Genomic DNA, 13,594 nt, shown 5'->3' with positions numbered 1-13,594 from the left:
GCTTTCGTCTTTACAAATCTTTTTTCAGATAAATCACATTGGGCATGGGATTATGATAATACGCCGGGATTTCGGTAAATCCGAATCGTTCATACGTATGAATGGCGCTTTTCATCGTATCGGTAAACGAATCCAACACCATTTCCTTATATCCATCTGCACAGGCCTGATTGACAATCTTCTCTACGAGCATACGCCCGGCATGAAGATGACGGTATGCCGGTTTGACATATAACCGCTTCATTTCACAGCGCCGGTCATCGTGGCGGTGATAGGCAATACAGCCAATAACCGCTCCGTCATCGGCCACGGCTGCATAGATGCGGCCATAAGGCGGTACATAACGTTGTTCCAGATGAGCCAGTTCATCTGACAGATTCTGAAAACTTAGATTCATGTGCAGAGAATCGGTATATTCCACAATCAGTTCCTTTAGTTCAGGCAGCCGCTGAGTTCCATCAATAATTTTCATGTCAATCCCTCCCATCCCCTTTTTCTTTTAGTATACTATAGACACCCCTTTTTTCCTATCGGTCTTCCGGCTATATATAATACGCATAAAGAACTAAATACAACTTGTATTCATACAATATATCATATACAATGGGTATAATATATTATTCCAAGAGGTGATGATCATGTTTACCAAGCGTGTACTGGCCATTCATGATTTATGCTCTTTTGGCCGCTGCTCGCTGACTGCTGTCGTACCGGTTATTTCTGCTATGGGGTTTCAAGTCTGTCCCCTGCCGACAACCTTGTCCAGTAATAATATCACATATCAGACATGTTATAGTTCGGATGTATTGTCTGATACATGTTTATTCATGGAAAAATGGGAAGAAATCGGCTGTTCCTATCAGGCTATTTACAGTGGATTTTTATCAGATTTCCAACAGATGCAAATTGTCTGGGAAGCTATCCGCCGCTTTTCTGACGAAAATACCCTTGTCGTAATCGATCCGGTCATGTCATTTGCCGGCCGCCCTCTTCCCGTCTATAGTCAGGATATGATAGAAAAAATGCGCACTCTCATACGAAAGGCCACGGTCATTACGCCGACACTGATAGAGGCCTGTATGCTGACCGGGACACCAGTTGTCCCATCTTTTCCTTCCTTAAAAGATGTCCTCCGGCTCTGCCACCAGCTTTCGTCATTAGGCCCACGGTATGTCGTGATTACCCGAATTCCCGCATCAGATATAAAGATAAAAAATGTCAGTTTTGACGGTACTACCCATACCTATGACGAATGCCAGATTTACCGCGTACGGAAACAAGTGGATGGTCTGAGCGATTTATTTGCCAGCGTCCTTACAGGCGCACTGCTCCGGAACCACTCTATTCACATGGCCATGCGCCTGTCCCTCGATTTTCTGTCCTATGCCCTCGACTATACCCGCCAGGCCGGTTCAGACGCCCGGGAAGGAATCCAGATTGAGCCGTGTTTACGACAACTTCTCAAGATTTAAAGAAGTGCTTTTTTTATGTCTCGAAAAGATATAACCCGTACTGCAGACAAAAACCGCCAATACCGCCGGAATGGCGAATTCTGTCCAGCTGCCGGCAATCCTCATGATCAGGCTTCCCACCACAGCGTCATGCATGATCATGGAACCGGCCGTCCAGCCCAGAAGGCCTGCACCGCCATAAAGTACGACTGGGAAGCGGTCCATAATCCTGCCAATAACCGTGCTGCCCCCGACGATAATCGGGATACTGATGAGAAACCCGCAGGCGACGAGGATAAAGCTTCCATGAGATGCCCCGGCAATAGCCAGTACATTATCGACACCCATAGCCGCGTCGGCAATGATAATAGTCCGGATGGCACCCATCAGCGTGTCCGAAGCGTTAATTTTCTCATCATGCTCTGCCGGCAGCAGTAACTTGATAGCAATAGGCAGCAAAATCAGCCCGCCCAGGACCTGCAGATAAGGAATCGACAGGAGCCATACGGCAATCAGTGTCATAACGAGGCGGATGATGACAGCCCCACCAGTGCCGATGAGTATGGCTTTTTTTCGCAAATCCGACGGCAGTTTATTGGCCGCCATGGCGATGACGACGGCATTATCACCGCCGAGCAGAATATCCAGCATAATAATGGATGCGAGGGCTGTTATAAAATCCCAGGAAACCAAGGTCCATTCCATGATGCATTCTCCTTTACATGAACATACGATAAAAAAATGAGACTTTCCCATGCCGTCTGACGGACAGTATGGAAAAGTCTCACCTATTGTAAAATGGTTACAACGCAGGCACCAGCCCAATGGGCATGCATGTTGACGCCAGCTAAAAGGTTACTCCCTTTTACTACTATATGTGATTATGCAATTAGTATACCAAATACACCGGCCTTGTGTCAATAGAATTTAGAATGCCGGGAACCATCATCGCAATAACTAAAATCTAAATTTAATTTTATATTACCAGCCTTTTTTACCGGCCAGAACGGCATCGGGAATGTCTCCTTTTTCAAAATCCGTCATTGCCTGATCCAAAATAGCAAATCCTTTTCTCAAATGGTCGTCCGATATATTCAGTGGCGGCTGCACCCGCAGGACGTTGGCACCTACATTGATGATCAGCAAATGATTTTCGTATGCCCGGTATAAAATTTTATAGGTGCCCTCCGGATCGGCTCTGTATTCACCGGTATCTGTTTTTTTTACGATACCAATACCCATAGACATACCGATTCCCCGTACGAAGCCTACTACATCAGGATGCTTCCGCTGCAACTGTCCGGCTTCTTCCCAAAGGAGCTTAATGGTCCGGGCAAGTTGTTCTTGAAAAGCTCTTCTCTGCAAGATAGTAAAGAGTGCATTTCCTGCCGCACAGGATACCTGGTTGCCTCCCAATGTAAACAGATGTGCCGGAGCCGGAAGAGAATCCATAATATCAGCCCGTGCCATAAAAGCTCCCAGAGGGAAACCACCGCCGATGGATTTTCCCATGATAATACCATCAGGGATGACACCATAATGTTCGATAGCAAAAAACTTCCCTGTCCGGTAAAATCCCTGCTGTACTTCTTCAGAAATAAATAAGATATGGTATTTTTGACATAAATCATATAGTTTCCGAATGAATATCGGATGAGCCGGCAATATACCACCATCTCCTTGTATCGGCTCGATGACAACAGCTGCCACTTCTTCCGGTGATAGATACATAGAAAAGGCATTTTCTATAGCTTGCAGACAGTCCCGCTCTACCTGTTCATCCGGAAGATTGATGCCAAAATAAGGAAAATGATAAATTTCCGGAAGGAATGGCCCCATCTTTTCCCGCATTCTCGGTGTACAGGCAGTCATACTGCACGAACCGTAAGTATTTCCATGATACGAGTTCAAAAAGGTAATAATTTTTTTTCGTCCCGTATAGGCCCTGGCAAATTTTACAGCGCAATCGTTGGCATCGGACCCACAGTTTCCAAAGGCAATCTTAGCCTTCACCCCTCCCGGGTAGACGGAAACCAGATTTTCCGCGTAGGTAATCGTCGCTTCATTGTATGTATATGCCGGAGTATACTGCGTGCATTTCTGAAATTGCTCTTGTACGGCAGACATGATTTCCGGATGGCAGCTTCCCAGATTCAGCGATGATGCACTCGTAAGGAAGTCAATAAAACGGTTGCCATCTTTATCGGTCACAATATCCCCTTGTGCAGATTCTACTACAAGAGGAAAATACGAAAGATGCTGGCAAGTTGCAACAACTTCTGCATCCCGGTTTACCCATTCCTGACACGCCATTTGTTTCATACTCTTTCAGCTCCTTCTCCTCCAAAATCCGGTACGTTAATTCTCGTTATATATTTCCGCTTCAATTTCAGCATCAGGATCATGACTGTTAATTTTATACAATCCTATGGTGAGCATGGGCAAGGCAAAGAAGAGGAAGAACCCCCAGCATATAATGCCATAGCCCTGAGCAATAAGCGGAATCAGCCCAAAGGTAGACACAACGACTCCCAGAGCAGTAAGACCCACCGCAATAGCAGGGCGTACCCAGCGGGGTACATAGCCTTTCGCCCGTTTATATGCAATTTCCACACGGTCATCTACAGCTTTAATAAAACCTGTGCCGGTCGCGATGAGTGTACCCAGGAGCACACTTTCAAAGAGGATATAGAGCCATAGCATGTTCAATTCTTCAAAGACGACAGCGACAGGTATTTCTGCCTGGATAGCTGCCGTAAAATTACAGCCCATCACCAGGAGAAGCAATACCGCCGGAATAATGCCAAAGATTCCGGAAATAATCCCACACAGGACCGCTTCTTTGCGGGTTTTTAAATCCCGCACCGTGTATAATACCACGGCGACAACGACAAGATTATAGAAGGAATACCGCAGGCCGTTGAACCACCAGTCGCCCCCGATTTCTGCCCGGGCGAATTCATTGGCAATAGCTCCTCCGAATTTATAGAAAACGACAGCCATAAAGAGGATGTATACGGCATACAGGATATATCCCCACACGGTAAGCGCCTTTTCAATCGTTGCCGTTCCTTTCAAGACCAAAATCACCATACCGGCCGAAAGAATGCCGATGCCAAACCATTTGGAAAGCCCGGTAAGACTGTTGAGCATACTGCCGGCACTGGCACAGACGACGCCCATAATGATGACCATCATGGCCCAGTAACATACTTCATACAGGATAGCCCCCCGGCCGAGAAGTCGTTTCATGAGAGACCCATAATCATAGGTCTTGAAGATACGAACGAATTCAAAAGTAATCACACACATCAGCGTCCAGACAACCATCGTGATCATCTGTGCCAAAAAACCGCCCAATAGTCCCTGCGTCCCAAAAAATTGCGCAATCTCAGCACCTGTACCATATCCGCCGCCAATGACTACTTGTTGAAAAACAAAACCAGGAATAACATATTTCGTCCAACTCGTCTTCGCCTTTTCCATATCGTCACATCCTTTTTCTAATACATTTTGTCATAAAAAGTGCAAAAGATATCCTGCCGACAGCGCTATCGTGTACAATCATCGCCTCGTTTTAAATCATATTGATATGTACTATGAGAAATGATGAAAAGCCATACTCCGGAATATACGGCATAACTATCTTTTTATCAAATTACATATTCTGTATTTACGCTTTCTGCAACTTAGTTTACAATACATATATAAGGACAGTTTCGTATACCAGTAAACACGTTTTATATTTTATTGTTTTCTTATTTTTATTCTTTATATTATTCTCTCTTTTATGCTCATATCATAATTCTTTTCAAGTGTCTTTAATAGGCTATTATTATGACCAAAACTTAAATTTCTTTGTATCTTCCATAATTTTTCTCTATTTATAAGGAGGAATGACATTGAAACTTGGTTTTATTGTGCCACAAACCCATGTCCGTCTTTTAACCAAACTTGTCGGACAATTTTCCCAGATAGAAATTACACCGATTATCTACGATGCCATTTTTGACATTCCTTTCTGCATTGAAGGGCGACAGCAGGAATTCGATCAGCTTTTATTTTTGGGAGAAACAGCCAAACTCTATACGCAGGCCAAGGTCACTCCCAGTATTCCTTGGGAATTTGTCGAACATTCCCACGCAGGATGTCTGAATTATTTGTTTCAGCTTACCCTGCAGGGGCATAATATATATCATCTGGTAACCGATATACAGGATCACCAGCTCGTCTTCGACATTTATGAAGAGCTGGGCATTCCCCTCGACCAGACTCACATCGTCTTTGCTCCTGTATATGATTTTAATGAAGCCTATATTGAAGAGACGCTCCAATTTTTCAAAAACCAATATCGGTTTAATAAAGATATTGCCTGTCTGACCAAATTCGCCAAAGTATACGAACCGTTAAAAAAACTGGGCTATCCCGTAGCCTGCGTCGTCCCTACTTTATTAGATATTTACAACAGTCTTCAGAAAGTATATACGACGTATTTGTTTACGGTCAGCCGGGAAAGTCAGTTTGTCATCATCTACGTCGGCATTGATGATTTCAAAAACGACAGACTGCCTTATACAGAACGTAATGAATATCAGGGTATGCTGGAAAATGTCAACGTTATCAAACACATTTACGATTTATCCGTAGAAATTGAATCTCCTGTTTTCCACGTTACGGAACAGTTATTTATGTTTTTTACCTCCCGGGACATCATCGAACGGCAAACAAGGGGATTGGAAGATTTTTCCATGTTCGAAACTATCCGGGAAAATACGGCCAGCACTATCAGTGTCAGTATTGGCTTTGGCAAAACGGCCATAGAAGCACAATATCATGCCCGTACCGGATTGAACCGGGCACGTCACGGCGGCGGTAACCGTATTTATCTCGTCTATGATCTGCATCACATATACACCCCTATTGATCGGCAGCCGGAACCACACCCTAATATTTCCAACGAATTTCTGGAAATCAGCCAACGGACCGGCATTGGCGCACTGACAATCAGTCATCTTCATTCGTTCATCCTTCAAGCCGGGAAAAATGAATTCACAACAGCAGAAATTGCAGATTTCCTGAAAATCACGCCCCGGTCGGCAGCCCGCATGATTAATAAACTATTGGAAAAAGGGTATTGTTTTGAAGTAGGAAAAAAATATCAGCGCAAAACGGGCCGTCCTAGTCGCATTTTACAATTCAAGCTATAGCATGCAATTTATTAGCCGTATACAGTCCGTTATTTACCGTAACAGGGCAAAGTAGCCAGAGCCTTACCGATTTTTTACACAACCTTTATCTTACCTGTATGTTCACCACCTATGATGGAAAGGTAAACAAATCACAGGCAAAGGTGGGGATTTTCATGGCAAAGACGTATGTACTGGACACGAATGTCCTGATTCAGGCACCGTATGCATTGCAATGTTTTGAAGAAAATCATCTCGTACTGCCCTTAGTCGTCCTGGAAGAACTGGACGGACTGAAAAAAGCAGAGGGCGAGCGGGGTTACAATGCCCGGCAGGCAATCCGCATTCTGGAACGGCTGCGGCTGTCCGGCAATCTGCTCACGGGAGTATCTCTTCCCAACGGCGGTACGCTCCGCGTCGAAACCAACTGTATCCATGAAGAACTGCCCGACTCGCTTCCCGACGACCGGTCCGACAACCGCATCCTGAAAGTATGCTGCCACCTGCGCAGTCTGGAACCTATACTGGTAACCAAGGATCTGCTGCTTCGTCTGAAAGCCCAGGTTCTCGGTATCGAAGCCCAGGATTTCAGTACGGAACAAATCAACGTCCGCCAGCAGCCTTATCTGGGCCGCAGCGACTGGTACGTGGCAGAAGATGCATTTGCCTCGTTCCGTGCTGACGGCATCGATCCAGCTGCCCTCTACCAGCTCGGCCCCGACGGTCATCCCCGTCATCCGTCCTTGTACGAAAACGAATTTCTTCTCCTGCGGGCCGATGCCTCACGGAATAAGACCCACCTGGGCTGCGTCCGCCATGGCCGGGCTGTGCCGCTTTTATATGCCGATGCTGCGCCCTACGGCGTCCGTCCGCGCAATGCCGGCCAGTATTTCCTGCAGGAAGCACTCATGCGCCCCGCCGATGAAGCACCTCTGGTCATCGTCAAAGGCCAGGCCGGTACTGCCAAAACATTTTATTCCCTTGCCGTAGGTCTGGAAAAGATCGTCAATCATCCAACCAGGGAATACCGCCGCATCCTCATCTGCCGTCCCAACGCCCAGTTTGATACGGACATCGGATTCCTGCCCGGCGATGAACAGGAAAAAATAGCACCCCTGCTGCGCCCTATCCGCGACAATCTGGAACAGCTTGTCGATGGCAACGAAGACCTGCGCTATGAAAATGAGCAGGAACTGGCCGAGCGGATCGACGAAATCTTTGACCGGCAGATCATTCAGGCAGAAGCCCTCAATTTTATCCGCGGCCGGTCTCTTGAAAAAACCTATCTGATCATCGATGAAGCCCAGAACATGACACCCAACCAGGTCAAAGGCATTATTACCCGCGCCGGAAAAGGCACCAAAATCATTCTTCTCGGCGATCCCAACCAGATCGACCGGCCATTTCTCGATGAACGAACCAACGGTCTCATGTATGCGGCAGAAAAAATGAAGGAAAGCCCCCTTTGCTGGCAGGTCACCATGCTGCCAGGGGAATGTGAACGGTCGGAACTGGCCCTCGATGCCATATTACGGCTTTCCTAATACAAAAAGGAGAAGGGCTGAACGAATCAGTCCTGTCAATAAATGATACATGAAGAAATTTACCTATGAAAATATCACTCACGCAAAAGAATTGAACATATATCTGGAACAGGGAAACCGCGTACTGGGAGCCCTGGGTTACACCGATCATTCCAGCAATCATACAGCCAAAGTCGCTATGACGGCAGGCAAACTACTAAAAGTCCTGGGCCTGCGTTTCAAGATGAAAGCCAACGGCAGCAAAATCAGCTGATAGTCCGTTGCGTCAGGCAGTCCGCGATGAACTGTGTCTGTATTGTGACGAAACCGCCATCTTTTCTGTGTATACTAAGGTCAATTGATATATATTATTAGTTTTACTTGTCATCAGAAAAGAAGGTCCTATGCAAATGAAATGGAAATCCTGGCGCCGGCTGGGCGCCGCTATCATGCTGTGTCTCTCACTGGGCAGCACGTCTTTTGCTGCCAATCATATTACAGAGGCTGAAGCCATCGGGGAAGTTACAGGAGATGGCGAGCACGTCTCTCATGTCATCGTCCAGTACGATGCGCCGGTTCTTTCATCTTCCCTTTCCCCTTCCGACTATACCGTCGATGGCCGGACGATTGAAAAAGTCTATACAAACACGGCGGCAGAAAAAACAACTGCCCATACGGAATCAGGGAACTATGTCGTACTCCAGCTCCAGGCCCTGCCCCTCGTCGATTCCTCTGTCGATCCTCATCCGGAAGACGGCCCCGTCAAAGACCGTCAGAAAAAAGGCCATGGCGGCGGACCCCAGTTGGGAAGCCACGGTAATCCCAGTCCACTTCCCGTCATGAAGGCGAACGTCAGCCAGACGGGATTTGTAAAAACGGTATCAGGCGCTCTCTATGGGCCGGAAGAAGGGATAGAAACTTCCAAATCCAGGGATCTGATTGTCGAAGATTTTATCCAGGGGACCTTTACGGACAGCCAGCAGCAGAATGCTGTATTAAAGTATAATCTCTATGTTCCGAAGAACTACGATCCACAAAAGAAATACCCCCTCGTCCTTTTCATGCATGATGCCGGCGTCGTCTCACCGGACGTCAAAGCAACGCTCGTCCAGGGGCTGGGAGCCGTCACCTTCGCATCGCCCGGATGGCAGGCCAGTCATCCCTGCTTCGTTCTGGCGCCCCAGTACGACACGGTTATCGTCGATGACAATTACGACTACGGACCAGAACTGGATCGTACGATCCACCTCATCCAGTCTCTCTGCCAGACTTACTCCATCGATACGCGGCGCATATACAACACAGGCCAGTCCATGGGCGGCATGACATCGATTGCCATGGATGTTAAATATCCTCACTTCTTTGCCGCATCGTATCTCATCGCCTGCAAATGGAATGCCGCCGTTACGGCTCCTCTTGCCAGCCAGCCGCTCTGGACGGTCATCTGTGAAGGCGATGCCGGTGCCTACCCGAGCATGACGGAAATATTGGGGAATCTGGAAAAATCCGGTACCAAAGTCGATCGCCAGACACTGGATGCCAATGTACCAACCGTACAGCTGCAGGCCGAAGCCGCCTCTCTGATTGAACCAGACTGCAGCCACTATCTTACGATTTACAAAGGCGGCAGCCATCGGTACACATGGCTGTATGCATACACGATGAAGCCGGCACTGGAATGGATATTCTCCCAGAGCCTGCCGGAAACACACTAATTACCAAAAACGTCTTCCTGCCTCATTGACAGGAAGACGTTTTTTTCCGTACACTTATTATATACAAGATTTCCATATACAAGGAGGATTTCCATGAAACAATACGATGTCATTATCATCGGCACGGGAGCAGCCAACATCATTGCTGATGCCGCTATACGGCAGCATAAACAAGTTGCTATCATCGAGCGGGGCCGGTTCGGCGGTACCTGCCTGAACCGGGGCTGCATCCCGACAAAAGTCATGGTGACAGCAGCCAATCTGCTCTGTGAAATACGGGAAGGAGCCCGTATCGGTGTCACAGCGGAAAACGCCACGCTGGACTGGGATACGCTGGCCCGGAGACTGTGGCAGAAAATAGACGAAAGTCCAGCCATTCAGGCGTATTATGACCAATTCCCCAACGTCGATACCTATAACGGCACGGCCTCGTTTACCGGCAAAAAGACGATTGCCGTGACAAAAGCCGACGGTACAGCAGAAGAACTGGAAGGCCGGCAGATTTTTATCGGTACTGGTGGCCGGACGAATATCCCCGTACTCCCCGGTCTGGAAGAATGCGGTTACATTACGTCAGAAACATTCTTTGGTCCCAAATTCCCGGGAAAACCGTATAAGAGCCTGATTGTCATCGGCGGCGGCCCCATAGGCTGTGAATTTTCTCATGTCTTTGAAGCGGCCGGCACCCAGGTCACCATCGTCCAGCACAACGTCCGCCTTCTGCCAAAAGAAGAGCCAGAAATCTCGGCGTTCATGCTGCGCCAGTTCCAGAACCGTCATATCGATGTCCGCCTGAATCAGGACACGATATCCGTGCGGCGCGAAGGCGATGAAAAAGTCCTGACTATCCGCAACCGTACAGACGGGACGACGGCAGAAGTACGGGCCGAAGAAATCCTCGTGGCCCCCGGCATCCGCCCTATGACAGAACTGCTGCAGCTGGAACATACGGATGTCCGTCTCGACAGCCGCGGCTATATCGAGACCAATGAGTTTCTCGAAACCAGCGCAGATGGCATCTGGGCCCTGGGCGATGTCAATGGCAGGGCGCCATTCCGCCATAAAGCCAATTACGAAGCCGAAATCATAGCCCACAATCTCTTTTCCCATATGCCCCGCGAAAACTGGCGTTGGGCACAATACGATGCCGTACCGGCCGTAACCTATACCTATCCGGAAACGGCCCATACAGGACTTACGGAAGAAGGAGCCCGAAAGCAGGGATATGATGTGGAAACGGCAGTCAACCACTACTCTGCCTCAGCCAAAGGCTATGCACTGGGATACGAACCGGGAGCTTCTGATGACGGATTTATCAAACTCATCATCGACAAAACGAGCAAACAGATTCTCGGCGCCCACATCGTAGGCCACGAAGCGTCCATCCTCATCCAGCCCTTTGTCAACCTTCTCATGTGCGGTACTCACACAGTACAACCTCTCCGCCCGGATATTGCCTCAGCCGACGCACAGTATCTGCGCGATCTCCCCCTTACGCGCACGCTGGATCCGCGCAGTGTCTATACCCTGAGTGAAACCATGACGCCCCACCCGTCCCTTTCAGAAGTTACCATGTGGACACGATACTACTACGAAAAAAAATAAGATTTTGTTTAAACCAAATAATCTATGACTTGTAGCGAAAGATAAAACAGAGGCTGCAACGAAACGAACTTTTAAAGCCATTTCATTGCAGCCTCTGCTTTGTATTACGGTAGTCTCACTTTATATCTGCACGATATCAGCACCCTGCCGATGCCGTACGCCCTGTGTATTTCTTTCTCAGGCTTCTTCGATGGCGCCTGCCGGGCAGTTGTTCATTGCGTCAATAGCGGATTCTTCAACTTCCGGTGCTACATCGTCAGGAATCGCTTCAGCCATACCGGAATCAGCCATGTGGAATACTTCCGGACAGGAACCTGCGCACATACCACAAGAGATACAAGAATCATTTACTTTGAATTTCATAAGTCATCGCTCCTTTCGCGATACATATATCATATGGAGGATTATCGTATTCCGGTTCATCACCGTTTCCTCTTTACACGTATAGTATAACCTGCGCTGCTTCGATTGTACGTTGTAAATATAACGAAGAAACAAATATATCGATTTTTTTCAATTTTTTACCTCTTGACAAAACGCCACGAAATGGATATACTAGTAAAGTACCGTTCAGGTGCAGTCATATGCCACTTTAGCTCAGCTGGTAGAGCATCTCATTCGTAATGAGAGGGTCGTTGGTTCGAATCCGATAAGTGGCTCCAAAGAAAGGGGCTGTAACAAAATGAGCAAAAAAGCTCATTTTGTTACAGCCCCTTATTTTTTATAGAATCCGCCATCCAGGCACTTGCCCGACGTCTTTTAGAACCAGCAAGAGGCACAGGCAAAGTCTCTCGCTCTACCTATGCCTCTGGTTATTTATCCTGATTGACGGAATCATCAGACGTAATCACATCATCCCGACAGGCCGATATGATCGTTATCTTGTCACTATTTCTTTACGCGGACACGCTGTACGGTCGGCGTACCGTCTTTATCCTGATGTACCGTATCGATGCGGATATACGAAAGTTCATTGCTGAATTCGCGGGCCAGGCGGTTCATTTCCGGATCGGTATGTCCCATGCCTTTTTCCATCAGACGATAGACGATAGCTGCAAATTCATAGCGGGTCATCACCTGATTGCCTTTAAAGAGTCCATCCGGGTAGCCTTCGATAATGCCATTGCCAGCCAGTTTCGTGACATATTCGTAAGCCCAGTGGTTATCGGCTACATCGGGGAAGAGCATGCTCTTATTGGGATCGATAGCCAGATGATGCATCGCTTTGAGCTCTGCAATTTCAGCTGCCTGTTCAGCCATAGCTTTACGCATATCGCGAATTTCTTTAGCCATGGCTACACGGGAATTCGAAACATGGCTGCCGCGTCCCAGTTTGAGACTAACGCCGGCATTAACCATATTTTCGCCACCGCCGAAGCTGCCACCGACGCTGAACATGGTGTCTTCATTAGGACGATAGTAGAGTCCGACAGCCGCTGCATTGGCATCGCGATAGTTACCATAACCTACAGCGAAATCCCACTTGCTGTCCGGATCAAAGTCGAGCGGATGAAGTGCTGCCAAGGCGGCTGCACCGGCGCCGACGCGGTTCAGACGGCTGTTAAAGTTCCGCATTTTTTGATTCGTATCGAAGAGCTGCGCACCATTGACGGCATCCGTACTGGTGGCGGAAAGTTCTCCAGGAGCTACGTTCGTAACCTTCTGGTTATTGGCATTGATACCGTTGGAGTCGATGTAGGTCTTGTCACCGACCTTGTAGGAAGAAGCCGTCATGCTGCCACCGACGGTCGCATTGCCGCTTACGGACAGGTCTTTCCTTACTTCGGCAAAATCCATTTGTGTCTTATGGTCCTCCGCCGTATTCGTCAGCGTCGTCAGGCCGTCAGTCGTAGTTACGGTCGTCGTGCCCACCTTGTCCGTAATGGAGGTATCGGCTTCGTTGGCAATACTCCTAGCCGTCAGACTGCTGTCACCGGTCACCGTCGTGGACATGTCGCCACCGACGGTCGTGCTCAGGTCGGATTGGTAGTCTTCCGTCACATCGCCAGTTACCGTTTCCGTCATAGTGCCTTCAACGGTATTGCTCTGGTTACCTGTTACGGCGGTACTCATATCGCCACCGACCGTAGTGCTCAGGTCGGATTGGTAGTCTT

Annotated in this window: 12 protein-coding genes and 1 tRNA gene; 7 read left to right on the top strand and 6 right to left on the bottom strand. The window is 48.1% G+C overall.

Annotated elements, in window-relative coordinates; all coding sequences use genetic code 11:
- Nucleotides 1–10: 10 nt before the first annotated feature.
- Entirely contained in the window at nucleotides 11–472 is a 462-nt protein-coding gene (locus B4H10_RS06920) for a GNAT family N-acetyltransferase (protein WP_292018517.1), read from the bottom strand.
- A 166-nt stretch (nucleotides 473–638) separates the two neighbouring features.
- On the opposite strand from B4H10_RS06920, the gene B4H10_RS06915 reads away from it, so the two are divergent.
- The gene (locus B4H10_RS06915) at nucleotides 639–1,472 is read left to right on the top strand and encodes a pyridoxamine kinase (RefSeq protein WP_059076546.1); all 834 of its coding nucleotides are present in this window, start codon (nucleotides 639–641) and stop codon (nucleotides 1,470–1,472) included.
- On the opposite strand, the gene B4H10_RS06910 is transcribed toward B4H10_RS06915, so the two are convergent.
- The 3 genes from B4H10_RS06910 to B4H10_RS06900 all read right to left on the bottom strand — a co-directional run bounded on the left by B4H10_RS06910 (nucleotide 1,449) and on the right by B4H10_RS06900 (nucleotide 4,937).
- On the bottom strand, nucleotides 1,449–2,156 hold the full coding sequence (locus tag B4H10_RS06910; RefSeq protein WP_059076545.1) for a TerC family protein: 708 nt from the start codon (nucleotides 2,154–2,156) through the stop codon (nucleotides 1,449–1,451). The two genes, B4H10_RS06915 and B4H10_RS06910, sit on opposite strands and share 24 nt — an antisense overlap.
- Nucleotides 2,157–2,432: 276 nt before the next feature.
- Nucleotides 2,433–3,773, bottom strand: a complete 1,341-nt coding sequence (locus tag B4H10_RS06905) for an aspartate aminotransferase family protein (RefSeq protein WP_059076544.1) — start codon at nucleotides 3,771–3,773, stop codon at nucleotides 2,433–2,435.
- 36 nt (nucleotides 3,774–3,809) lie between these two features.
- Nucleotides 3,810–4,937 (bottom strand): hypothetical protein, encoded by a 1,128-nt coding sequence (locus B4H10_RS06900; RefSeq protein WP_113856385.1) that lies wholly within the window; start codon nucleotides 4,935–4,937, stop codon nucleotides 3,810–3,812.
- Nucleotides 4,938–5,353: 416 nt separating this feature from the next.
- Between B4H10_RS06900 and B4H10_RS06895 the strand changes: the two genes are divergently transcribed.
- The 5 genes from B4H10_RS06895 to B4H10_RS06875 all read left to right on the top strand — a co-directional run bounded on the left by B4H10_RS06895 (nucleotide 5,354) and on the right by B4H10_RS06875 (nucleotide 11,480).
- Entirely contained in the window at nucleotides 5,354–6,658 is a 1,305-nt protein-coding gene (locus B4H10_RS06895; protein WP_292018516.1) for a hypothetical protein, read from the top strand.
- Between the two features lie 155 nt (nucleotides 6,659–6,813).
- On the top strand, nucleotides 6,814–8,181 hold the full coding sequence (locus B4H10_RS06890; RefSeq protein WP_292018515.1) for a PhoH family protein: 1,368 nt from the start codon (nucleotides 6,814–6,816) through the stop codon (nucleotides 8,179–8,181).
- 49 nt (nucleotides 8,182–8,230) lie between these two features.
- A complete protein-coding gene (locus B4H10_RS06885) occupies nucleotides 8,231–8,434 on the top strand; it encodes a hypothetical protein (protein WP_292018514.1) in 204 nt (67 codons plus the stop codon).
- A 136-nt stretch (nucleotides 8,435–8,570) separates the two neighbouring features.
- Nucleotides 8,571–9,875: a hypothetical protein gene (locus B4H10_RS06880; RefSeq protein ID WP_170087119.1), complete on the top strand. Its 1,305-nt coding sequence runs from the start codon at nucleotides 8,571–8,573 to the stop codon at nucleotides 9,873–9,875.
- Nucleotides 9,876–9,968: 93 nt separating this feature from the next.
- On the top strand, nucleotides 9,969–11,480 hold the full coding sequence (locus B4H10_RS06875) for a dihydrolipoyl dehydrogenase family protein (RefSeq protein ID WP_292018513.1): 1,512 nt from the start codon (nucleotides 9,969–9,971) through the stop codon (nucleotides 11,478–11,480).
- Between the two features lie 177 nt (nucleotides 11,481–11,657).
- Here B4H10_RS06875 and B4H10_RS06870 read toward each other — a convergent pair whose 3' ends face one another.
- On the bottom strand, nucleotides 11,658–11,843 hold the full coding sequence (locus B4H10_RS06870; RefSeq protein ID WP_075581604.1) for a ferredoxin: 186 nt from the start codon (nucleotides 11,841–11,843) through the stop codon (nucleotides 11,658–11,660).
- Nucleotides 11,844–12,066: 223 nt separating this feature from the next.
- Here B4H10_RS06870 and B4H10_RS06865 point away from each other — a divergent pair.
- Nucleotides 12,067–12,142 (top strand) — tRNA-Thr (locus tag B4H10_RS06865).
- A gap of 226 nt (nucleotides 12,143–12,368) precedes the next feature.
- Here B4H10_RS06865 and B4H10_RS06860 read toward each other — a convergent pair.
- On the bottom strand, nucleotides 12,369–13,594 hold a 1,226-nt coding region (locus B4H10_RS06860; RefSeq protein WP_292018512.1), incomplete at its 5' end, for an S-layer homology domain-containing protein.

Origin of the sequence: Megasphaera sp. UBA4382 (assembly GCF_002391155.1) — a bacterium.
Taxonomy (GTDB): domain Bacteria; phylum Bacillota; class Negativicutes; order Veillonellales; family Megasphaeraceae; genus Megasphaera; species Megasphaera hexanoica.
Note: the sequence above shows the minus strand (reverse complement) of the source record. Positions and strands in the feature narration are given on the sequence as shown.